Source organism: Rhizobium sp. CF142 (genome assembly GCF_000281145.1).
Lineage (GTDB): Bacteria > Pseudomonadota > Alphaproteobacteria > Rhizobiales > Rhizobiaceae > Rhizobium.
In genome coordinates, this window is sequence record NZ_AJWE01000032.1 from 20,309 (window position 1) to 41,758 (window position 21,450).

Annotated in this window: 19 protein-coding genes; 12 read left to right on the forward strand and 7 right to left on the reverse strand. The window is 59.9% G+C overall.

Going from position 1 to position 21,450, the window contains the following annotated elements; translation table 11 throughout:
• Window positions 1–37: 37 nt before the first annotated feature.
• Window positions 38–982: a MurR/RpiR family transcriptional regulator gene (locus PMI11_RS09345; protein ID WP_007815958.1), complete on the forward strand. Its 945-nt coding sequence runs from the start codon at window positions 38–40 to the stop codon at window positions 980–982.
• Between the two features lie 44 nt (window positions 983–1,026).
• Here the strand turns inward: PMI11_RS09345 and PMI11_RS38030 are convergent, their stop codons facing one another.
• Window positions 1,027–1,413, reverse strand: a complete 387-nt coding sequence (locus PMI11_RS38030; RefSeq protein ID WP_244430549.1) for a hypothetical protein — start codon at window positions 1,411–1,413, stop codon at window positions 1,027–1,029.
• Between PMI11_RS38030 and PMI11_RS09350 the strand changes: the two genes are divergently transcribed.
• The 9 genes from PMI11_RS09350 to PMI11_RS09390 all read left to right on the forward strand — a co-directional run bounded on the left by PMI11_RS09350 (window position 1,412) and on the right by PMI11_RS09390 (window position 12,790).
• Window positions 1,412–2,539 (forward strand): ABC transporter substrate-binding protein, encoded by a 1,128-nt coding sequence (locus tag PMI11_RS09350; RefSeq protein WP_244430550.1) that lies wholly within the window; start codon window positions 1,412–1,414, stop codon window positions 2,537–2,539. The two genes, PMI11_RS38030 and PMI11_RS09350, sit on opposite strands and share 2 nt — an antisense overlap.
• Window positions 2,540–2,654: 115 nt before the next feature.
• Window positions 2,655–4,547 carry an ABC transporter permease gene (locus PMI11_RS09355; RefSeq protein WP_007815962.1) on the forward strand — a complete coding sequence of 631 codons (1,893 nt, stop codon included), beginning with the start codon at window positions 2,655–2,657 and terminating at the stop codon, window positions 4,545–4,547.
• A gap of 14 nt (window positions 4,548–4,561) precedes the next feature.
• The gene (locus PMI11_RS09360; protein ID WP_007815964.1) at window positions 4,562–5,611 is read left to right on the forward strand and encodes an ABC transporter ATP-binding protein; all 1,050 of its coding nucleotides are present in this window, start codon (window positions 4,562–4,564) and stop codon (window positions 5,609–5,611) included.
• Window positions 5,601–6,758, forward strand: a complete 1,158-nt coding sequence (locus tag PMI11_RS09365; RefSeq protein ID WP_007815967.1) for an amidohydrolase/deacetylase family metallohydrolase — start codon at window positions 5,601–5,603, stop codon at window positions 6,756–6,758. The genes PMI11_RS09360 and PMI11_RS09365 overlap by 11 nt, the downstream gene beginning before the upstream one ends.
• Window positions 6,759–6,772: 14 nt before the next feature.
• On the forward strand, window positions 6,773–8,245 hold the full coding sequence (locus PMI11_RS09370) for an aldehyde dehydrogenase family protein (protein WP_007815969.1): 1,473 nt from the start codon (window positions 6,773–6,775) through the stop codon (window positions 8,243–8,245).
• Window positions 8,246–8,310: 65 nt separating this feature from the next.
• Window positions 8,311–8,799, forward strand: a complete 489-nt coding sequence (locus PMI11_RS09375; protein ID WP_037071028.1) for a hypothetical protein — start codon at window positions 8,311–8,313, stop codon at window positions 8,797–8,799.
• Window positions 8,796–10,424, forward strand: coding sequence for a GMC family oxidoreductase (locus PMI11_RS09380; RefSeq protein ID WP_007815972.1), 1,629 nt, complete (start codon window positions 8,796–8,798; stop codon window positions 10,422–10,424). Before PMI11_RS09375 ends, PMI11_RS09380 begins: the two co-directional genes overlap by 4 nt.
• 123 nt (window positions 10,425–10,547) lie before the next feature.
• The gene (locus PMI11_RS09385; RefSeq protein ID WP_007815974.1) at window positions 10,548–11,657 is read left to right on the forward strand and encodes a DSD1 family PLP-dependent enzyme; all 1,110 of its coding nucleotides are present in this window, start codon (window positions 10,548–10,550) and stop codon (window positions 11,655–11,657) included.
• A 29-nt stretch (window positions 11,658–11,686) separates the two neighbouring features.
• Window positions 11,687–12,790, forward strand: a complete 1,104-nt coding sequence (locus tag PMI11_RS09390; RefSeq protein ID WP_007815976.1) for a pyridoxal-phosphate dependent enzyme — start codon at window positions 11,687–11,689, stop codon at window positions 12,788–12,790.
• Between the two features lie 232 nt (window positions 12,791–13,022).
• On the opposite strand, the gene PMI11_RS09395 is transcribed toward PMI11_RS09390, so the two are convergent.
• A complete protein-coding gene (locus PMI11_RS09395) occupies window positions 13,023–13,676 on the reverse strand; it encodes a glutathione S-transferase (RefSeq protein ID WP_007815978.1) in 654 nt (217 codons plus the stop codon).
• 115 nt (window positions 13,677–13,791) lie between these two features.
• On the opposite strand from PMI11_RS09395, the gene phaZ reads away from it, so the two are divergent.
• Complete coding sequence (phaZ, locus tag PMI11_RS09400) at window positions 13,792–14,997, forward strand: polyhydroxyalkanoate depolymerase (protein WP_007815980.1); 1,206 nt, start codon at window positions 13,792–13,794, stop codon at window positions 14,995–14,997.
• A 653-nt stretch (window positions 14,998–15,650) separates the two neighbouring features.
• Here phaZ and PMI11_RS09405 read toward each other — a convergent pair.
• Window positions 15,651–16,199 carry a carboxymuconolactone decarboxylase family protein gene (locus tag PMI11_RS09405; protein ID WP_007815982.1) on the reverse strand — a complete coding sequence of 183 codons (549 nt, stop codon included), beginning with the start codon at window positions 16,197–16,199 and terminating at the stop codon, window positions 15,651–15,653.
• 201 nt (window positions 16,200–16,400) lie between these two features.
• Between PMI11_RS09405 and PMI11_RS09410 the strand changes: the two genes are divergently transcribed.
• On the forward strand, window positions 16,401–17,303 hold the full coding sequence (locus tag PMI11_RS09410; protein WP_007815985.1) for a helix-turn-helix domain-containing protein: 903 nt from the start codon (window positions 16,401–16,403) through the stop codon (window positions 17,301–17,303).
• A 162-nt stretch (window positions 17,304–17,465) separates the two neighbouring features.
• On the opposite strand, the gene PMI11_RS09415 is transcribed toward PMI11_RS09410, so the two are convergent.
• From PMI11_RS09415 to PMI11_RS09430, 4 genes are all read right to left on the reverse strand, one after another.
• Complete coding sequence (locus PMI11_RS09415; protein WP_007815987.1) at window positions 17,466–18,335, reverse strand: hypothetical protein; 870 nt, start codon at window positions 18,333–18,335, stop codon at window positions 17,466–17,468.
• Between the two features lie 167 nt (window positions 18,336–18,502).
• Window positions 18,503–19,147: a hypothetical protein gene (locus PMI11_RS35965; RefSeq protein ID WP_157179610.1), complete on the reverse strand. Its 645-nt coding sequence runs from the start codon at window positions 19,145–19,147 to the stop codon at window positions 18,503–18,505.
• Window positions 19,148–19,258: 111 nt separating this feature from the next.
• Complete coding sequence (locus tag PMI11_RS09425; RefSeq protein WP_007815989.1) at window positions 19,259–20,248, reverse strand: IS5 family transposase; 990 nt, start codon at window positions 20,246–20,248, stop codon at window positions 19,259–19,261.
• 15 nt (window positions 20,249–20,263) lie between these two features.
• Entirely contained in the window at window positions 20,264–21,121 is an 858-nt protein-coding gene (locus tag PMI11_RS09430; protein ID WP_007815992.1) for a tyrosine-type recombinase/integrase, read from the reverse strand.
• Window positions 21,122–21,450: the final 329 nt, after the last annotated feature.

Consider the following 21,450-nt stretch of genomic DNA (forward strand, 5'->3'; position numbering starts at 1 on the left):
TTTAATTCAAAACCTCGACCTGAACGGAGAGATTTCAATGGCTCGCCATCGGTCGGAAGAAAATCGCACCTCGCACTATCCCGATGGCACGGCCATCCAGGGTGACAAGCGCAACGCACAAGACATCATCGGTTTGATTGTCGACCAGCAGTCGCAGTTTTCCAAAACTAACCGGCGGATTGCTCACGCCATTTTGAGCGAACCACACAGCTTTGTGGAAAAACCGATAGAAGAAATTACAACGTGGCTTGGAGTATCGGCGCCCACCGTGACGCGGTTTTCCCGAATGCTGGGATGTGACGGCCTCAAGGATCTCAAACTCAAAATCATGGGATCTGTCCGCATAGGAATCCGGTATCTTGAACCGCAGACGCCGCCCGGGTCCATTGCAGAAGTGGCCGAGCGGGTCAGCAAACGAGCGCAGAAGACGATCGCGGACATTCACCACAATGTGGATCTGGAGCGCGCTCAGGCTGTGGTCGACAGGATCACCGCATGTCATACGCTCTATGCGTTCGGCAGTGGTGGGGTTTCCTCCTGGCTTATCGAGGAGATCCAGAATCGCTTCTTCCGCCTGGGCATACGCGTCATCCCCTGCAGCGATCACCAGATGCAGTTCATGTTGGCAACATCGGTCGAACGCACGGACGTGGTCATATGCTGCTCGCTCACGGGGACCAATATCGAGCTCGAAAAGGCAATCTCCGTTGCCCGGGAATATGGCGCGACGACAATCGCGTTGACGCCGAGCGGGACACCCCTTGCAGCGGCCGTCGATGAACTCTTGCCGGTCGACAGTCCTCCAGACGAGGACATTCTGAGCCCCGCCTCGATCCGCTATGCCTACATGATCGCGATAGACATCATCTCCTACGGGGTGGCCATCGCCCGCAAAGATGCCGGACGGGAAAAACTTCGCCGCCTCAAGCAGCAACTGGCCACCGCGCGCGACGTGGCCCAGACCCAACCTTTATGCGACTGATGTGGAAGAATGACTATTTTTTGTTTTTTCGATCAAAAAATAGCTTAAAAAATAATCAAGCTAATATAAACATCAAAAAATGATCCGGAAATGAAAATTTCGTTGGACAGCCGAGAAATATCGCGCATATTTATCCCACAGCAAGAGCTTAACCGGCCCGACGCATAGTCCTCCAGGCCGGAGATACCGAAAGTTATCTTCCGGCGCAGCCGGTTGGCCGAAATCAAAAAGCTATCACAATGGGGAACTGGCATGATTTCTTCGCTGGAACGATACCTGCTGTCCAGAAGACAGATATTAAAGGGCGCCGCCGGATTATCGGCCGCGGCAATGATGGGATCGCGGGCTTTCGCGGCACCTTCGACACCGATCAGCTTCGTCGGCTGGCAATACCAACCGCAGATCGTCGAAGAGAACGTCAAGACGTTCATGAAGCTCTACGACGAAAACGTGAATTATGAGCTGGTGTCGGGCGACTATCACCCGCTGGCCGAAACCAAGCTGACCGGCGGCCAGCGTATCGATATGCTCTATTCGGAGGAAAACTACATCGCCCGCTGGCACGCGGCCGGGTGGATCCGCGATATCGAGAGCATGAAAGGCGTTGCCGACATCAAGGCCGGCATGTTCCCGGTCAGCGTCGAGTCGCTGTCACTGCCGAATGGCGGTCCGCTGTGCGGCCTGCCCTATTATGCTGGCTACAATACCTTTCTCTACAACGAGGAACACCTTGCAAAGGCCGGAGTACAGGCGCCTGAAACCTGGGATGCCGTTCTGGATGTCTGTCGCAAGCTGAAGAAGGACGGCATTTCTGATGCGCCCTTCCATGCGATGTGGCAGCAGCAGTGGCCGAACATGTCCTGGTACATGTTCGCTGCATGGTATTCGGAAGGCGCGAAAGTCTTCGACGGCGACGGGAATTTCGTCGATGAGCCGGCGCTGCGCAAGATCCTCGAAATCAACCAGACCTTCTACAAGGAGAAGTTGGTCGTCGAGGACATCATGACCCTGCCTGGCGAGGGCGTGCCCAGTTATGCCTCCGGTCGCCATACTTTCATGGTGGTGCATGACTACAATCACAAGGTCGCCAACGATCCCGCCGTTTCCAAGATCGCAGGCAAGGTGCGCAACGCGATCATGCCCGGCGCGACGCGCTCGACCATGGCCTGGACGGCCGCCTATCTCATGGGCGCCCAGCCCGTCGACGAGGAGCGCGTGTGGAACCTCCTGCAGTTCTTCGGGGGCAAGGCCAGCGACGGTCAGTATCACGTGATCAAGCGCTGGGCACTCGAGTTCGGCCTCGGCTCGGGCTACAAGGAGGTCATGCAGGATCCGGAGATCGTCGCCAGCTTTTCGAAATGGCGCGACCTCGACATCTCTGCCAAGCAGCTCGGCATGGCGACGTCACGCGCGATCGGCAAGGCCATCTGGTTCCCGGAATGGGATATGTTCATGATGCAGCAGGTGCAGGAATATATCCGTTCAGGCAGCTCGACCGATGCGCTGGTGGCTTCCCTTGCAGCCAAAGCTTCCGAACTGAAGACCCAGTACCAGTAGGACATGCGGGGACAGCCGGCCGTTTGCACCGGCTGTCCCGTCTATATCAACCTCCAACGACATCACCAAATGCGGCATTGCCTGCAGCTTGGGAAAGATGATGTGCGAGGACGCCATGACAATGACCCTGCAGTCGCAGAGAACCGAGCCCCTGGCGCGCGAACGCAGCCGCAAGGTTCGCCTGCCGGCTTTCGCCTATGTTTCGGTCACCCCGACACTCATCCTGATGATCCTGATTGTCGGCGTGCCACTCCTCTATAGTCTCTACCTCTCCTTCAACAGCACCAATCCGATCACCAAGCGCTGGATCTTTGTCGGCTTCGGCAATTACACGAAGGTCTTCCAGAATCAGGATTTCTGGTATGCGCTTGCGCGCACGCTCTATTTCTCCGCTATTGCTGTCATCGGCACCACCGTTTTCGGCACGCTGATCGCGCTCGTCCTCAACCAGCGATTTGCCGGCCGCGGCTTCCTGCGCAGCGTCGTCCTCATTCCCTGGGCCATGGCGCCCGTGTCGATCGGCGTTCTCTGGTCCTTCATCTATGCCGGTAATTTCGGGCTGCTGAACGGCTTCCTCAACGATATCGGTCTGGGCTTATGGGCACAGGCATGGTTCGGGGACGGGTTCCGTGCGCTTAACCTCGTTGCATTGACGCAGGTCTGGAACCAGGCGCCGTTGACGACGCTGATGCTGCTTTCCGCCCTGCAATCCATGCCGGGTAACCTGCATCGCGCCGCCATCCTGGACGGTGCAGGATCCGTGAAACGCTTCTTCTCGATTACCTTGCCGTGGTTGAAGCCGACGCTGCTTTTCTCGACGATCATCGCGACTATCAACGCGTTCATGGCCTTCGACATCATCTGGATCATGACACGCGGCGGCCCGGGTTCGGCGACCACGACATTGTCCTGGCTCGGCTACATGCAGTCGTTCCAGTTCCTGAAATTCGGCGAAGGCGCAGCACTTCTTTATGTGCTGACGTTTTTGAGCCTGGCATTCGCCATTGTCTATTTCGTCTTTCTCAGCCCTCGGAAGGCGAAGGCCACGCTGTCTGCAGCAGCATCCATCGTGCCGGAAACGGCAACCCGGCCGCGCCCCGCCATGGTCGTCCTTCCCGAATGGAAGCCCAGAAGACTGATGGGACCGATTGCCGCCCGAAACACCACCAAGGTTCTGTTTGCAATTGCCGTCGCTGCAATCTTTGTCTGGTCTTTCCTTCCCGTTGCTGCGCTGATCTTCATCAGCCTTTCGCCAGCTACCGACCTGATCCGCACGCCGCCGTCCATCCTGCCCTCGACGCTCACCTTCGATAACTACCGCGCGGTGCTGATGGCGGAAGGGACCACCAGCGTCCAGGCAGCACGCGTGCCGCTGTCGGTGCTCAACAGTTTCGGCATCGGCATCGTCGTATCGGTCGTCAACGTGGCGCTCGGCACCCTGGCTGGTTACGGTTTCGCGCGTTACGCCAGCCGTCGGTTTTTTGCGGTCAGCCTCTGGGCGCTGCTTCTGACACGAATGGTGCCCGCCCTGACGCTGGTTCTGCCGTTCTTCGTGATGTTCCGCACCCTCGGTCTCATCGACACGCATCTCGGTCTCGTCATCGCCTATTCGACGATCCTCATGCCGCTTGCGGCCTGGATGATGAAGACCAGCTTCGAAACCGTCCCCGTCAGCCTGGAGCGCGCAGCACAAATCGATGGCTGCAGCCAGTGGACGATGTTCCGCAAGGTCCTGGTGCCGGTCGTCCGGCCGGGCATCATCGCCGCGCTGATCTTCTGTTTCCTGGTGTCCTGGAACGAGTTCCTCTTTGCCATGATCCTGACGTCGACACCGAAGACGCAGACGATCCCCGTGGTGATCGCGGGCTTTCTCAACCAGGCCAGGTTCTACGAGTACGGGCCGCTGTTTGCCGCCAGCGTGCTTGCCATCCTGCCACCTGTCGCCGTCGCCTTCTTCTTCCAACGTTACCTCGTCCAGGGTGCGCTGTCCGGCGCAGTCAAGGGCTGAAAGGAGCTTCAACCATGGCATCGATCAAAATCGCAGGCCTCAACAAGCGGTTCGGGGACACCCCGGTCCTCAAGGGACTTGATCTTTCGATCAATGATGGTGAGTTCATTTCCTTCCTCGGCCCGTCGGGCTGCGGGAAATCGACGCTGCTGTTCTGTATCGCCGGGCTCGAACAGATCGACGAAGGATCGATCCGCTTCGACAGCAAGGAGATTTCCGATCTCGGCCCGCGCGAGCGAAATATCGCGCTGGTGTTTCAGGATTATGCCCTCTACCCGCACATGACGGTGCGCGACAACATCGCCTTTCCGCTGCGCCAGCAGAAGCTCGACGATACGACGATCGGCAAGCAGGTGGCGTGGGCGGCCGATGTTCTCGGCATCGAACCCCTGCTCGACCGGCTGCCCGCGGCCCTTTCCGGCGGTCAGCGCCAGCGTGTCGCCGTCGGCCGTGCCATCGTCAGAAACCCCTCGGCACTTTTGATGGACGAGCCGCTTTCCAATCTCGATGCGTCGCTGCGCGTGCGCATGCGAACGGAGATCCGCCGGCTCCAGAAGCAACTCGCCATCACGGTCATCTTCGTGACCCACGACCAGGAAGAGGCCATGGTGCTGTCGGACCGGATCGCCGTCATGAAGGATGGCATCGTCCAGCAATTCGCGCCGCCGATGGAGGTCTACGCAAAGCCCGCCAACCAGTTCGTCGCCGGCTTCATCGGCAGTCCGCAGATGAATTTCCTGCCCGCCGAACTTTGCGGCGGCAGTACCGGCCAGATTCTCGGCGTGCGACCCCATGATCTGAAACCGGCCGGCTGGACCAATGGCGGACTCTCGCTGACCGGCGAGCTGCTGCTCATCGAACCCGCCGGTCCCTTCCAGTTCCTCGACGTCTCGGTCGCCGGCCATGTCGTCCGGGCGACGTGCACCGACCCGTCCGGCCTGTCGCCGGGCGAAAGCATCACCCTCCACGCGAGCGCCGACGCCGTCCGTTACTTCGCGGCCGAGGGAGGCACCCGCATCAATCAGCATTACATGGAAACCGAAAGCCGAATTCATGCCCTATGATCTCGTTTTGAAAAGCGGCCGCGTCATCGACCCCTCCCAGGGGATCGACCGCATCACCGATGTTGCCTTCGCCGGCGGCAAAGTTGCCGCCCTCGGTGACGGCCTTGCCGGTGCCGAGGAACGCGACGTCGCCGGCCTGATCGTGACACCCGGCCTGATCGACCTGCATACCCATGTCTATTGGGGCGGCACGTCGCTCGGCGTCGATCCGGACGCTTTCGCACGCAAGAGCGCGGTATCGACCTGCGTCGACACCGGCAGCGCCGGACCTGGCAATTTTCCGGGATTTCGCAAGCACGTGATCGAACAGAGCACCGTCCGCATTCTCGTCTACCTGCACGTTTCCTTTGCCGGCATCTATGGCTTCGCGAAGAACATCATGATTGGCGAAAGCCATGACATTCGGCTCTTGGCCGGACGGGAGGCGGTGGAGGTCATCAATGCCAATCGCGACGTCATCATCGGCGTCAAGGTGCGCATCGGCCGTCATGCCTCCGGTCCTTCCGGGATCCAACCGCTCGATGTGGCCCTGCAGGTTGCCGACGAGACCGGCCTGCCGCTGATGGCGCATATCGACGAGCCGCCCCCCTCCTATGAGGCCGTGGTCTCCCGCCTTCGCAGCGGCGACGTTCTGACCCATTGCTTCCGCCCATTCCCGAATGCACCCATCGACGGCAAGGGAAAGGTCAAACCTGAAGTGCTTGCGGCAAGGGAGCGGGGTGTCCTGTTCGACATCGGTCACGGCATGGGGTCCTTCTCCTGGAAGACCGCGCGCGCGATGATGGCGGAGGGCTTCCTGCCCGATACCATTTCCTCGGACGTTCATACGCTCTGCATCGACGGCCCGGCCTATGATCAAGTCACCACGCTTTCGAAATTCCTGGCGCTCGGCATGTCGATGAACGAGGTCATCGCGGCGTCGACCGTCAACGCGGCCAAGGCGTTGCAACGGCCCGAGCTCGGAACCTTCAAGATCGGCGCCGCCGGTGATGCGAGCGTTCTCGAACTGCGCCAGGGCAGCTTCCCGTTGGAGGACTCGCGCGGCGAGATCGTCGCCGCGTCCGAGCGCCTGTTTGCCGCAGGCCTCGTCATCGCGGGCCAGGACATCGGCACCGATCGCCAGACATTCGCAGCAGCAGCCGAATAAGAGGAGATCTTCAGATGGATGGTGGTTACCCGACAAACAACACGCCGGCCAATTTTATCGGCGGCAAGTGGCAGACGGAGCCGGAAACGATGCCGGCCGTCAATCCGGCAACAGGCGAGACCATTGCCCAGCTGCCGAAGTCGTGCCGCGAAACGGCGGCAAGGGCTGTCGCGGCCGCAAAGACCGCCGCCGCGTCATGGGCCGATACGCCTGTCTTCAAGCGAGCCGAAATCTGCGTTGCGATTGCCTCGGCAATTGATGCGTCGCGTGAAAAGATTGCACGTATCCTCTCCCTCGAGCAGGGCAAGGTTCTTGCCGAGGCCATGGGAGAAGTGGGCAAGGCCGCAGACGGCTTCCGGCTGGCGTCCGAACTCATCAAGCAGTTCGGCGGCCAGACCCTTCCGGCCGAGGATCCGACAAAGCTCGTGATGACGATCCGCCAGCCGCGCGGCGTCTATGGCGTCATCACGCCGTGGAATTTCCCCGTCAACATCCCCGTCGAATATCTGGCGCCGGGCATTGCGACCGGCAACACGATCGTATGGGTGCCGGCGCCTTCGACCTCGCTTGTCGCCTGCGCGCTGATGGAAACCATAGACAGCGCGGGGCTGCCGGCCGGCGTCATCAACCTGGTCATCGGCGAAGGGGCAACGGCGGGCGACGCTGTCGTGGTCCATCCCGACGTCGCAGCGATCGGCTTTACCGGGAGTGCGGCGACAGGCAGGAAAATCGCCGAGCGCGGCGCAGGCAAGCCGCTGCTTCTGGAACTCGGCGGCAACGGCCCCGTCATCGTTTTCGAGGACGCCGACCTGGATGCGGCTGCGGCCGCCGCCGCCGGAGGCGCCTTCTTCAATGCCGGGCAGGTTTGCGCCGCGACGGGCCGTGTTCTCGCGCATCATTCGATCGCCGGCAGCCTGTGCGAAAAACTGGTGGCGCATGCGGCAAAACATGTGCTCGGCGACCCCTTCCACCAGGGAACGACCATGGGACCGCTCAACAATCCGAAGGTCGCAGCCAAGGTCAAGGAGCACGTCGATGACGCGGTGGCCCAAGGCGCAAGGGTGCTCTATGGCGGTAAGCCGCGTCCCGATCTCGGCAGCGGATTGTTCTTCGAGCCGACGATCATCGCAGACGTCACGCGGGAGATGAAAATCAATCGCGAGGAAACCTTCGGTCCCGTCGTCCCCGTTCTTGCCTTTAAAGATGAAGCCGAAGCGCTCGATCTGGCGCTCGACAGCGAATACGGCCTGTCGGTCGGTGTCTTCACGGCGGATGTGACGCGGGGTGTTTCGATCGCCAAGGCGATCCCCGCCGGTATCGTCAACGTCAATGCCGGCAGCACCTGGTGGGAGATCCACCTGCCCTTCGGCGGCGGTACGGGCACCAAGAGCGGCATCGGCCGCCTCGGCGGCATGCACACGATGGAAGCCATGACCGAGCTGAAGATGATTACGGTCACGATGGAGCGGAAGGCGGGCAGAGCATGAGTGCACATTCCCCTGCTGACACCGAGGGAAGGAATTCCAGCCTTTCCCCAGCCGAGAGAACGCGGATGATCCGCGCCCTCGTCGACGAGCTGATCCCCGGCGCCGACGGCTGGCCGTCGGCCTCCGACGCCGGCGTTCACGGCATCGTGGCGCTGCGTCTCTTCGCGGACTGGAGCGAAGCTGAGACCACCGCTCTGGCCGACCTGCTCGGCTGGCAAAGCGGCGGGCTTTCAAGTGCCGATGCCGAGACACGCATTGGATCGGTCAAGGCCTTCGAGACTGCCGATCGCGATCTCTTCGACAGGATCTATACGGCGGCAACGCTTGCCTATTACGAGACGCCCTTTGTCATCGAAGCCATTCGACATACCGGGCGTCCCTATTCGCACCGTCCCCATGTGACGGGATATCCCATGAGGCCCTTTGATTTTGCGCGGGACATGCCGGGGCATCAGCGCGGCCATTACCTGAACACCAACGAGGTCGGACCGGTCGATACATCGGCACTCGACCTCGACACCGCAAAGACGGATCAGTGGGGATTGGAAAGATGACGACGGAACGCACCTGTGATGTTTTGATCGTGGGCGCCGGCGCGACCGGATCGCTGGCGGCGCTTGTGCTTTCGCAAGCGGGCCTCGATGTCGTCTGCCTTGAACAAGGTTCCTGGGTGGAAGCCCAGGATCATCCGCATCTCCATGCCGACTGGTCGTGGCAGCGCCGCACCAACTGGAGCCCCGACGTCAACAAGCGCAGCCATCCTGACGATTTTCCCGTCAATTCCGACTCTTCCCAGATCCTGATGTGGAACGCCGTCGGCGGATCGACCAATGTCTACGGTGCGATCTGGCCGCGCTATCGTCCCTCCGATTTCCGCAAGGGCACGGAGCATGGCCTGCAGCCGGACTGGCCGATCACCTATGAGGATATCGCTCCCTTCTACGAAGAGGCCGACAAGCTCGTCGGCGTATCCGGACTGGCCGGCGATCCGGCCATGCCGCCGCGCGAGCGCTGTCCGACCCGGCCGATGCCCGTTTCCAAGGTGGCGAGGCGCCTTGCCTCCGGCTTCGACGCGCTCGACTGGCACTGGTGGCCGGCCGAGGCCGGCGCGATCTCGGAGGATTACGACGGTCGGCCCGCATGCAACAATTGCGGCATCTGCAATGGCTGCCCGCGCGGATCGATGAGCAAATATTCGATGTCCATCTGGCCGAAGGCGCTCGATGCCGGCTGCGAACTGCGCATCAACGCCCGCGTGCTGAAGATCGAAAAGGGACCGGACGGCCGCGCGACCGGCGCCCTCTACATCGACCGTAACACAGGGCGGACCCAGTTCCAGAAAGCCAAGCTGGTCATCGTCGCCGCAAACGGCATCGGAACACCGAGGCTTCTGCTGGCCTCCGACAATCTTGCCAACAGCAACGACCAGGTCGGCCGTTATCTCCTGCATCACACGCTCGTCGCCTGCGAGATGTGGGTCGACGAGCCGGTTGACGGCCATACCGGTTACGTCGCCTCGCTGCTGTCGCGGCAATTTGCCGAAACGGACGTGTCGCGCGGCTTCGTCAACGGCTTCAATTTCAACTGCATTACCTCTTCGCCGTCGGCCGGAGAGCTCGCAGCCGGCTGGTTTACCTCGGCGCGTGCGCCGTGGGGCCGTGACCACCACGCGTGGTTCGAGCGTCATTTCGGCCATTCCATCGGCGTCTTCGGCATTGGCGACGATCTACCGAACCCGGAAAACCGCGTGACGCTCGATCCGGTGCTGAAGGATTCCGATGGCGTGCCTGCGGCAAAGACCCACTACGCACCCGGCGAAAACGACAAGCGAATGATGAACTACATGCTGGATCGCCTGGAAGAACTGGCCAAGGCCTGCGGCGCCTTCGACTACCGGCTGCATGATTATCGCGACAAGCAGGGCGTTTACCGCACACCCGCCTGGCACATGATCGGCACCTGCCGCATGGGCAGCGATCCCGCGACATCGGTCGTCAACCAGTGGAATCAGACCTGGGAGGTTCCCAACCTCTTCATCGTCGACGGCAGCGTGCTTGCCACCGGCGGCGTCGTCAATCCGACGCCGACCATCTCGGCGCTCGCCTTGCGCGCGGCCGCCTATATCCGCGACAATTTCGAGACGCTGTCGCGGGAAACACGCGCGTCGATGGCTGCCTGATACGACACGAGCGATGCGAGGCGCGGTCGCGCCACGCATCGTCTCCAACACCCGGGCAAGGGCCGTCGCCCCTCCAACCCACCATGACCATGATCGGCATCATCGCGATCAGAGGAAGACACAATGCTTCAACGCCCTCCTGCCGAGCCCGGAATGAGCGAGGCGGACATCGATACACCTGCCCTCATCATCGATCTCGACGCCATGGAAAGCAATCTCGACCGCATGGCCGCTTTCTGCCGCACATCCGGCGTTCGGTTGCGAGCCCATGCAAAGACCCACAAATCACCCGTGATCGCCCATTGGCAGATCGCGCACGGGGCCGTTGGCCAATGTGTGCAGAAGACGGCGGAAGCCGAGGTGCTCGCCTGGGGCGGCGTCGGCGACATTCTCGTTTCGAACGAGGTCGTTTCCACCCGCAAGCTCGCAAGGCTCGCCGCCCTTTCGAAAATGTCGAAGATCGCGGTCTGCGCCGACAATGCGGCAGTGATCGATCAGATCGAGGCCCTGGCGGAATCCCGCGCCATCAGAATGACCGTTCTGGTCGAGATCGATGTCAGCGGCGGACGCTGCGGCGTGGGGGCCGGCGAGCCTGCGGCAGTGCTGGCGACGCGCATCGCCAGGAGCCGCCATCTCACGTTTGGCGGCCTGCAAGCCTACCAAGGCGGCGCCCAGCATCTGCGCACCGAGGAAGAGCGGAGCGAGGCAATCGGCCGGGCTGTGGCGAAAACGGCGGATACGATTGCCGCCATCCGGAGGCAGAACCTCGAATGTGCCATCGTCGGCGGCGCAGGCACGGGAACATTTTCTCATGAGGCGGCAAGCGGTGTGTACACCGAGCTGCAAGCCGGCTCCTATCTGTTCATGGATGCCGACTATGCGCGAAACCGGCCCGCGCCGCCATTTCAGCAGTCGCTTTTCGTCCTGAGCACAGTCATGAGCGCGGCCCGAGACGGCATCGCGGTGCTGGATTGCGGCCATAAGGGCGTGGCCGTCGACAGTGGGCTGCCGCTTGTTCATGCGCGTCAGGATATCGAATTCACCAGCGCCTCCGACGAGCATGGGGCGCTCGTCGTTCGCTCAGGCCCGGGCAGTCTTGCCATTGGCGAAACGCTGCGTCTCGTTCCCGGCCACTGCGACCCGACGGTTGACCGCTACGACTGGTATGTCGGCGTGCGCGGCGGGCATGTCGAAACCGTCTTTCCCGTGGCTGCACGCGGCATGATGCAGTGAGCCTCTCCGTTCGTCCAGGGATCAGAACCATGCCTCAGCAACTGACGCTGCACTGCATCGCCTGCGATCATTCTTTACCGGCAACGCTCATTTATCGCTGCCCGGACTGCGACGGCATCCTCGAGGTGGTACGCCCCAAACCGGAGGGGCGCGACTGGCGCCGTGCCGATTTCGTCAGCGACGCCGTCACGCTTGGCGAAGGCTCGACACCGCTGCGCGAATTGCGGCCCGATCTCCTCCATGCTGATTTCCGCGGGAGCCTCTTCATCAAGGACGAAACCCGCAATCCTTCCGGCTCCTTCAAGGACAGGCTGGTCGCCGCGGCGATGAGCCGCGCGCTCGAGTTCGGCGCAACCGGGGTCGTCAGCGCATCAAGCGGCAATGCCGGGGCCGCCGCCGCCTGCTATGCCGCCAATGCCGGCATTCCGGCCATCGTCGTTTGCCCGGAAGCGACGCCGGCGGGCAAGCTTGCCCAGATTGTCGCCTACGGTGCCCAACTCGAGCGGGTGCCGGGGCACTACGGAAATTCCTTCCAGCATGCGATGAAGCTCTGCGCCGAAACCGGCTATGCAAACCTGACCACCACCTATCTCAATCCCTACGGCGTCGACGCCCTGCGGCTGGTCGGACAGGAACTGTATCGGCAGAGGGGAGGCATGATCCCTGACTGGATCGTTGTTCCCACCAGCTCCGGGCCGTTGGTCAAGGGTGTCTTTCAGGGCTTCATGGACACTGCAGGCAGGACACCGCGCCTGGCTGCTGCACAGGCCGAAGGCTGCGCGCCAATTGTGCGGGCCTTTGCGGCGGACCAGACGGAGGTCCATAGTTGGGACAACCCGAAAACGATCGCTTCAGGCATTTCCGATCCGCTGCTCGCCTATGCTGAAGAAGGCAGTCTGACGCTCTCGCTGATCAGGCAAAGCCAAGGCGCTGCCTGTGCGGTCACGGATGCAGCCATTCTTGAGGCTATGGCCGATCTCGCCCGGAAGGCCGGACTTTTCTGCGAGCCGACGGGCGCGACATCGCTTGCAGCATCGCGCAATCTGTTCATGAAGGGCGAAATCGGACCAAATGATACCATCGTCTGTATGGTGACCGGGCACGGCTTCAAAGATTTTGCTGCCTGGAGGTGATTTGGGACATACTGACTTGATCACAGCGCCATTTCGGTGCCAGCGTTCTTCAGAAAAAAGGCTTCTTGTCCGCGGTATCCGTGGGCAGCATAACTCGATTTCGCCAGATGCTTTTGATTGGTCGCCTTGAAGGGATCCTGACCGCCGACCCCGCTATTACACGATCTTGCAGTCGAACCAATTCGAACCGCCGCTTTCGTGTAAGCGGCGTGCCAGGCGAATCCCGCTCCCCTCAGAATTCCACTTCCAGCTCGACGATTTCGTCCGGCTCGGTGATCGCGCCGGCTGTCCATTCGATCATGAGCGGCCAGGACAAGACGGTGTCGGCGTAAGCTGCCAGTTGCGGTTCGAGTTCCACGGCATAGGTGCGGAAACGCGTGCAGACGGGCGCGTACATGGCGTCGGCAACGGTCGGAGCACCACCGAAGAGCCAGGGGCCGCCGCTGGCATCCAGGCATTCGGTCCAGATCGTCTTGACGCGCTCGACATCCGGCCGCGCGCCCGAGAAGATCTTGAAGCTCTCGTGCCTTGACTTCAAGTTCATCGGCAGTGCCGAACGCAGATTGTGGAAGCCCGAATGCATCTCGCCGGAGACGGATCGGCAGCGGGCGCGTATTGCCTGCGCGGCGGGCCAGAGGCCGGCCTTGGGAGCGATCTCGTGCAGATATTCGGCAATCGCCAGCGTATCCCACACAGTGACATCGTCGTGGGTCAGTCTTGGGACGAGCACCGAAGGCGAAAGCAACAGAAGCTCCTGGCGGGCATTGTCATCCAGTTCGACGAGCACTTCGGTGAAATCTAGCCCCGCCATCCGGCACAGTAGCCAGCCGCGCAGCGACCACGAGGAATAGTTCTTCGAGGAAATCGTCAGTGTCGCTTGCGTCATTCTACCCACATCCTTCGAACAACATTGCTTTCGCGGACAATCTTCTCGCATCGCAAGAAATATTGCACTAGCATTTTTGCATCGCGAAATTCAGTTGCGATACAGGAGATGCGTCATGCTCTACCAAGCCTATCAGTTCCAGGAAGACCTCTTCGCCCCGATGCGCGACTGGGCGCGACGCCTCGAGATGTTTTCCTCTAGCTTCTGGAGCGGCGACCTGAGCCGCTACTTCGAGGCGGCGATGGAGATGATCTCCCGGTTCCAGCTAACCCACGAACGTCCGGATTTCGCCATAACATCGGTGACGATCGGCAATCGCGATGTGCCGATAACCCTGGAGACAGCCCTCGATCTGCCTTTCGGCAAGCTGCTGCATTTTTCCGCGGACGTCGATACGAGACGGCCACGGGTGCTCGTCATCGCCCCGCTCTCCGGCCATTTCTCGACACTTCTGAGGGGTACGGTGCAGACGCTGCTGCGCGACCACGACATCTATATCACCGACTGGGCCAACGCCCGCGACGTTCCGCTTTTCGCCGGACGCTTCGGCATGGACGATTACGTGGACTATATCATCCGCTTCCTGGAGGAGATCGGCCCCGGCGGACATATCCTTGCCGTCTGCCAGCCCTGCGTTCAGGCGCTCGTGGCGGTTGCCGTGATGTCGGAAGCTAGGCATCCCGCCACGCCAAGAACAATGACGCTGATGGCCGGTCCGGTGGACCCGCGCGAGAGCCCCACGAAGGTCAACGAACTCGCCGTCTCGAAATCGCTCGCATGGTTCGAGAATTCGCTGATCAGCTGCGTTCCGTTGCGCTTTGCCGGCGGCGGGCGGCGGGTCTATCCGGGCGTCGTCCAGCTCAGCGCCTTCATGAGCATGAACATGGAGCGCCACCAGACCGCCCATCACAAGCTCTTCGAGCACCTGGCAAAGGGCGAGACGGCCGAAGCCGGGAAGATTAAGACCTTTTACAACGAATATTTCGCAGTGCTCGACCTGACGGAAGAATTCTATCTCGAGACGATCGACCGCGTCTTCCAGAAGGCCGAACTGGCGATGGGCGAGTATACCCATCGCGGGCGCAAGGTCGATCCGGGCCTGATACGCAACACGGCACTGCTGACGGTCGAGGGCGGGCGCGACGACATCTGCGCCCTGGGCCAGACTTCGGCCGCCCACGACCTCTGTCGTTCGCTGCGCCCTCACCTGAAGCGCCACCACCTGCAGGCCAACGTCGGACATTACGGCGTCTTCAACGGCCGCCGCTGGGAGAAGGAGATCTACCCTGTCGTGCGCAACATGATCCTGGCGATGGAGTAGGAGACCCGTCCGACCGTCTGAAGGCCTGCGTCCCTGTAACCACTTTCAACCAGATTCCAGATACGCAAACGCCCGCTGCGCTACACTGGGCGTTTCTGCAATCGGCCGACAATCAGCGCGGCGAATAAAGCGGCCACAGCCTTTGGGAAATGTCGCTTGTACAGGCCGGCTATGCCCAAGAAGATGCCGATCCGCCTACCTAAGCTCTTGAAGGGATCAGAACCGTCGACATCCTGACCTGGTTTAGCTAAGCTGCTGGTTTGTTTAAACTCTTTTGGCATAGGGAGCTATTATGGAACCTTGGCTAGCGATCCACGCGCCGAATGCGCGTCCCGATTGCCCGCGCCGGAATGGTCGTGGGTCGATCAGGGAGGTCTAACGCCGGTTGTACCGGAAAGCACAGACGGCATGCAATCATGTGTTGGTTCCTGACATGGCGACACGGACGAGATGCAGTGCGCTTTAGGACCAGCGATTTTCAGCGCTCGCCAGGGTATCGCAATCCGATCTGTCTGCGAACCTCGTCCAATGTGGCCATGATGTCGACGGATTGCGACGGTGGCATGATCTGGCCCACGATCAGCCCGCTAGTGATCAGCCGCTCAGCCAAAGCGATCGCGCCAACGAACACGCGTAACGGTTGGACCTGGTGCCTAAGCCTTCCAATACTGCGCCTCAAACGGCTTGTCCAACACCGGGTTGGTAATATTCCCCGCATAATTCGCCATCACCGAGACCGCAAGCCCGGCGATCACTTCCAGCACTTGATCCCGCCCGAAGCCTACGCCGGTGAACGCGGAAACGTCCTGCTCGTCCATATGTCCACGCTTGTCGATCAACGCGCGCGTAAAGCTGGAAAGCGCGGCGCACTTGGCGTCTTTCGGCAGCCGCCTTTCGCGAATTGCGACAACATCGTCGGCATCGACCCCTTCCTTCAGTGCCATCGTCGAATGGAAGGCGACGGCCCATGCGCAGGTGTTGGCAACGGCGTTGGTCAATAGCAGCACTTGCTTCTGCGGGCCGCTGAAACTGCCGCCATGGAAATTGCCGAAGGCGCCGACGAAGCCGTTGATCAGTGTCGGCGACTCCGCCATCGTCGCGGCCAAGTTGGGAATGAGACCGACCGCCTGCTTTAATCCTTGGAGAGCGAGGGTGGATTTTTCGGGGGCGGAGTCGAGGGTGTGGACGCGATATTGATACATGGTGAAATCCTATGAGGGGATGAGCACGCAGCACATGCCGCGCTGGGTGTACTGTCGGCTGGCACGAGCTGAGCCTCAATTCCCTCGCAGGTAAGTCGAGGTCGCGGAAGCGATTGGAAAAGGTACTCTTGTCGCGCGTTAGAATCGCCGCTTACCTGCCAGGGAATTGACCCCGTCCATCGAAAAGATAGGTAGCGCACCATGTTCACCCAACTTTCCTCCGCGTCGGTCGCGGCAGGCGCGCAGATTGGCTCGCTGCTGCAGTACTGGCGCAAGACACGCAGCCTCAGCCAGTTGGCGCTCGCGCATGAAGCCGAGGTGTCGCCACGCCACATCTGCTTTCTTGAGACCGGTCGCGCGAAGCCGAGCCGCGAAATGGTGCTGCTGCTTTCCAACGTGCTCGATATTCCTTTGCGCGAGCGCAACGTACTGCTCCTCGCCGCCGGCTTTGCGCCTGTGTATGCCGAGACGCCGCTCGAAGCGCCGGAACTCGGCGCGGTGCAGATTGCGTTACGCGCAATCCTGCGCCAGCAGGAGCCGTTTCCGGCGGTGGTCATGAACCGGCACTGGGACATCCTTCACACCAACGAGGCCGCCCAGCGCTTCTTTGGCCTGCTGCTTGGCGAGCCCACGTCGGCCGGGTCGGCCAACGTGGTGCGCATGATGTTCAATTCGAACGGCCTGCGTCCGTTTGTCAGCAACTGGGAGACGGTAGCCGGTGCGCTGATTCAGCGTGTGCATCGCGAGGCGGTGAGTGGTGTGACCGACCCGCTGACCGCTCAGTTGCTGGAAGAAGTGTTGGCTTATCCGGACGTACCAAAGCACTTGCGCCGGCCGAATCCGAACGCGCCATCGATGCCGGTGATACCGGTATGCTTTCGTAAGGATGAGCACATTTTCAACTTTTTCTCGACCGTTACCACACTGGGCACGCCGCAGGATGTGACGCTACAGGAGCTGCGCATCGAGTGCTTCTTCCCCGCAGATGCCGCGACGGAGGCGCGGGCGTTGCATGAACTCGCTCCAAAGCCTCGAAGCGCTCCGGTGTATGAGGACCATTCGATCTTCGGAGGTTCGATTTCGACACAGGCACTGGCTGGCTAGGCCGCCTAGAGGTCCATTGCGGTTTATTGAACTAGCAATCGATGCCTTCCAATTCTGTCCGGCCGGCAAGTGGTACGTTGTTCTCGTATTCAAACAAGGCAACGGCAATAAACATCAGAACGGGTATTAATCAGGATCATTGGGTTGCCTACTCAATGCGGGCTACGGCGGTGCGTTCTTTCGCGCTGTCAGCACGCGCGAAACCAGTTCCTCATCGAGGACTTGATCGGGTGGGAGCCGGACGAGTTCGGAAATGCCGGTCGGTGGAAGATCATTTACGAAATCAACAATCGGCTTTGGGGCTGCCACATAGTCGAGGTTGAATCCCTCCGGTCCGCTTTCATAACCAACGGCAGTCAAAAGCTCTGCCAGTTGCTGCCACTTGATCAACGTGAATTCCTGCCCGCCATTCGGCGCCACGCCTCCCGCCGGGACAAAATCGACCTCCGGCAAGATTGAGGGAAGGAAGTCGCCCCATACGGCGATTGTCCGTGTTTTGCCTGCGACATTCATGAACAGGATCCGCGGGACGAACTGCTGCTCTCCACATTCGGTCTGGCGGACTGGCCGGCTGTAATTCCATTGCCAGGCTCTGTGAAGCTGACTCGTCGGCAGACACCAGATTGCTGCACCCGATTGGGAGTGAATTGCGCCTAAACCGAATTCATTGCCAGCGTTCCAACTCCGAAGAAACCCCTCCCTGGAATAAGGTCCATCTCCCATTCCGTTCATCTGCGGATCTTCGATCTGACATGGGAACCGTTTGAGGAGAGCGTCAATTTCTATTTCTGCTTCCAGACCGAAAAAGCTTGGTCTGCAATAGTTGATTTCGATATGGCCCTTGACTTCGCTCCTCCGCAAAAGCCCATTCTTTTCCTCTCTGAGGTTCAGCATAAAGTACACGCCGGTAACCTCGTTCTCGTACATGGTCTGGCTTCCATTCGCCTTATAATTGGCGCGGGTAGCCAGAAACCCGAGAATGTCCTGCCGCCGAACGCCGGGCTTGAAGTTCAGGTAGAGATCAAAGCTCATAGTATCGCCATTCTCATGCGTTGATGCGGGGAGGATGGATCCTGCGGCAATGCAGCGTGTAGAGATGAAAGCAATCGTTTACGCACGCGGTGGGCTTCGGGAAACCCGACGCGATTCAACAATCGACCACTTTTCATTCGCCAATGAAATTGAACAAGTGTGCAACATTACCGGCCAAACAAGGCGTCTCGTAAGCGATCTTGCACCTCATGAGAGCTTGCTTCCGTGAAAGCGGTTTCGGAGACACACAAGCGGATAACCTTATCCGTTATCTGTTTGATCTCGATTGGATCAAGCGCCGATAGCCGTTCTCTGTGCTGAATGCCGACGTAGCTCCAAAATATATCACTAAGCCACATGACTGCACCCACCGCCTCAACGTACCCAGAGCGAAGGTACCAGCGGCCAGGATTATGTGAAATATCAACCACCATCTGCTCGACCGGTGGCGGCAATCCATTGGAGCGCATTGGCAATGCGGAATAGTCTCGATCGGCGGCTTTATAAATCAGAGGATCTTCAGCATTTTGCCATTTATCGTATTCGACATCCGCGACCCATGCTTGGACGAAGTGCGGGGATACGACAAACGGCGCCGCCCACAGGTCCCAATCGATTGATGCGCCTGGAATTTTCTCTTTTATCTCGACATAGCAATGTTCGGCATCCGCTATCGCACCATATTTGAAAATAAGTGTTGAGGTTTCGATTGGATTTAGTCGATTGGTATTCGCAACGGATGCCAGCAGTTTTTTTAGCTGCAGAAACGAACCTTGAGCTTGAAATTTTTCGTCGAGATTCAGCTTTCGCAAGATCTCGAGAATTGTTTCCAAAGCGTCAATGGCTTTTAGCGCACCATATCGTCTTTCCGGCTTTGGTGCGCGGGTCGTTGAAAGAACGGAATTCCGTCTTTGATGCTGTTGCTACGGCGTTGCAGTCTTGCAGCGGACGGATTTCGGGCGTGCGCATGCCAGCATTCTATTGAGGACCGAGCAGCCGATGGCGACTTCCGTCCGCTGCGCTCCGAATGAGCGCGCCCGCAGCCGGTGTCCGATGATCGATTTGTAACGACCGATTGCGGTCTCGACCAGGGATCGCTTGCCATATCCCGTAGCGACTTGCCACTTCAACCGGCCATCGGCGTTTATCGCCGCAATGTGTCGGTCTCGCTGGCTCGAAGGATCGGCGTCCGGCCGTTCCACCGCATTGGCGCGTGGCGGAATGACCACGACAGCACCAGCACTGTGCCTGGTGACGGCGTCATAGGTCGGGTTGCCGTCATAAGCGCCATCGGCCGTGAACTGATGGATCGGCATGTCGATCTGGTCGAGCAGCGGCCCAACTTGAGAGGCGTCGCCGGCATCCTGATCGGTCATGACGTGTGCGATGATGTCGCCGCTGTCGGCATCCAGCGCCAGGTGCAGCTTGCGCCAGCCCCGACAGGATTTGGTTGCATGCTTTTCTTCCAGCCATTGGCTCGCACCGTAGATCTGCAAGCCTGTACTGTCGACGAGGACGAGGACGGATCCCGTTTCCGGGAGACGAAACACCTGCCGCTTTTTTGGCGCTCTCGGTTTGCTTGCCCTCCGGCTCAGCGTCGTGTGATCGGGAACAGCGAGATCCAGGCCCATCAGCTTCAGCACCGACGAAACAAAGCCCTCCGTCTGTCGCAGACGCAGGCCGAAAACCAATCCCAGCGTCAAAGCAGTCTCGATCGCCAGATCGGAATAGCGTGGCTGGCCACCGCGTGTCGTGCGCTTCGGCGCCTGCCAGCACGACAGGGCCTCCGCCGTGATCCACAGCGTCAGACTACCGCGTCGACGAAGACCTGCCTCGTATTCCGGCCAGTTCGTCAGCTTAAACTTCATCTTGCCGATGCGATGGTGGCGGGAGACATTGTGTTTGAAAGGCATCGTTGCAAAGACCGGTTATTGCGATTGCCGACCACCTACGACAACGCCATTAACGATCCGCGCACCAACGCCCTTAGCGGCCGGTATAGTCCAAATCGCGTTCTCGAGGTCGAGTTCCGACCATTCCATCGAGCGGGTTTCCCCCGGCCGAGCAAAGCAAAGGGCTTGGATTTTCAGCGCTGCAATAAGCGATGGCCAGCCTTCATAGCCGTAGATTGCTCTCATAAGGCCGCCAAGCTCCTTGCGGCCAGTAAGGGCCGGGTGGCTGACTGGCACATGACGCTGAAGAGCGCCTCGCAATGCCGAAGTTGGATCATTTTCCGCTCTTGCGGTTGCGATGGCAAATCGGAAGACGCGCCCTATGGCCGCGCGAGTCGCGAGCGCACTCTCCACTCGCCCGCTCTTCTCGATAACATTAAGGACGTCCAACACGTCCTTCGCCGAGATCTGAGTTATAGGATACGGCGAAAGCTTCTTGGCGAGGACCTTTAACATCCACGTGTTCTTGTCGATGGTCGGCTCAGCCCGCTTGTCGCGACGCAGCTTCGCGATGAATTCATCAGTAATCAGTCCGAAGGTGTTCCCGGCGGCCGCCTTGGCGGCCAATTGCTCGCGCTTCTTCGCCAGCGAGGGATCTAAGCCCTCCGACAGCTTCTTCTTCGCTTCATCTCGACGGCCACGGGCTTCAGCCAGCCCAAGGGCGGGGTAGGCGCCGAGCGTCAGCGTCTTTCTCTTGCCAAAGTAGGCATAGTCAAACCTCCAGGATTTCCCACCTGCCGTCGAAACATACAGATAAAGGCCCTTACCGTCTGGCAGTTTGTAGGGTTTTTCGGACTTTTTGGCATTACGAATCTGAACGTCTGTCAGCGCCATTTACGGTATCAGCCTCGAAGCTAGCAGCTTTGTACCGTGGTTTTGTACCGAAAAATTTGCTGGATGTCACTGCACTCCGCTGCACGTCGTTACGCGCGCGCGAGGCGCCAAAGCCAATTATCTCACTGATTTTATGAACTTATTGAACGTCTATGGACGTCATTGAACAAATCGGTCTCAGGTGAATGGAGCGGTTGAAGGGAATCGAACCACCGCCCATGGCTTTTGAACCAACCGAAACAAGCTCTCGATTTCCATTTTGGACGAAGGTCCTTTGCGTCACTCCTCCCTAAATGCACGCGCGACCTGGTCCATGAACGGCTTCGTCA

What these genes read in the sequence shown, in the direction of transcription:
- PMI11_RS09370 (WP_007815969.1), top strand. Translation starts at nt 6,773, where the DNA reads ATGGATGGTGGTTACCCGACAAACAACACGCCGGCCAATTTTATCGGC.
- PMI11_RS09350 (WP_244430550.1), top strand. Translation starts at nt 1,412, where the DNA reads ATGAAGCTCTACGACGAAAACGTGAATTATGAGCTGGTGTCGGGCGAC.
- PMI11_RS09395 (WP_007815978.1), bottom strand. Translation starts at nt 13,676, where the DNA reads ATGACGCAAGCGACACTGACGATTTCCTCGAAGAACTATTCCTCGTGG.
- PMI11_RS09425 (WP_007815989.1), bottom strand. Translation starts at nt 20,248, where the DNA reads ATGCCTTTCAAACACAATGTCTCCCGCCACCATCGCATCGGCAAGATG.
- PMI11_RS38030 (WP_244430549.1), bottom strand. Translation starts at nt 1,413, where the DNA reads ATGAACGTCTTGACGTTCTCTTCGACGATCTGCGGTTGGTATTGCCAG.
- PMI11_RS09375 (WP_037071028.1), top strand. Translation starts at nt 8,311, where the DNA reads ATGATCCGCGCCCTCGTCGACGAGCTGATCCCCGGCGCCGACGGCTGG.
- PMI11_RS09405 (WP_007815982.1), bottom strand. Translation starts at nt 16,199, where the DNA reads ATGTATCAATATCGCGTCCACACCCTCGACTCCGCCCCCGAAAAATCC.
- PMI11_RS09410 (WP_007815985.1), top strand. Translation starts at nt 16,401, where the DNA reads ATGTTCACCCAACTTTCCTCCGCGTCGGTCGCGGCAGGCGCGCAGATT.
- PMI11_RS09415 (WP_007815987.1), bottom strand. Translation starts at nt 18,335, where the DNA reads ATGAGCTTTGATCTCTACCTGAACTTCAAGCCCGGCGTTCGGCGGCAG.
- PMI11_RS09355 (WP_007815962.1), top strand. Translation starts at nt 2,655, where the DNA reads ATGACAATGACCCTGCAGTCGCAGAGAACCGAGCCCCTGGCGCGCGAA.
- PMI11_RS09390 (WP_007815976.1), top strand. Translation starts at nt 11,687, where the DNA reads ATGCCTCAGCAACTGACGCTGCACTGCATCGCCTGCGATCATTCTTTA.
- PMI11_RS09385 (WP_007815974.1), top strand. Translation starts at nt 10,548, where the DNA reads ATGCTTCAACGCCCTCCTGCCGAGCCCGGAATGAGCGAGGCGGACATC.
- phaZ (WP_007815980.1), top strand. Translation starts at nt 13,792, where the DNA reads ATGCTCTACCAAGCCTATCAGTTCCAGGAAGACCTCTTCGCCCCGATG.
- PMI11_RS09365 (WP_007815967.1), top strand. Translation starts at nt 5,601, where the DNA reads ATGCCCTATGATCTCGTTTTGAAAAGCGGCCGCGTCATCGACCCCTCC.
- PMI11_RS09380 (WP_007815972.1), top strand. Translation starts at nt 8,796, where the DNA reads ATGACGACGGAACGCACCTGTGATGTTTTGATCGTGGGCGCCGGCGCG.
- PMI11_RS09430 (WP_007815992.1), bottom strand. Translation starts at nt 21,121, where the DNA reads ATGGCGCTGACAGACGTTCAGATTCGTAATGCCAAAAAGTCCGAAAAA.
- PMI11_RS09360 (WP_007815964.1), top strand. Translation starts at nt 4,562, where the DNA reads ATGGCATCGATCAAAATCGCAGGCCTCAACAAGCGGTTCGGGGACACC.
- PMI11_RS09345 (WP_007815958.1), top strand. Translation starts at nt 38, where the DNA reads ATGGCTCGCCATCGGTCGGAAGAAAATCGCACCTCGCACTATCCCGAT.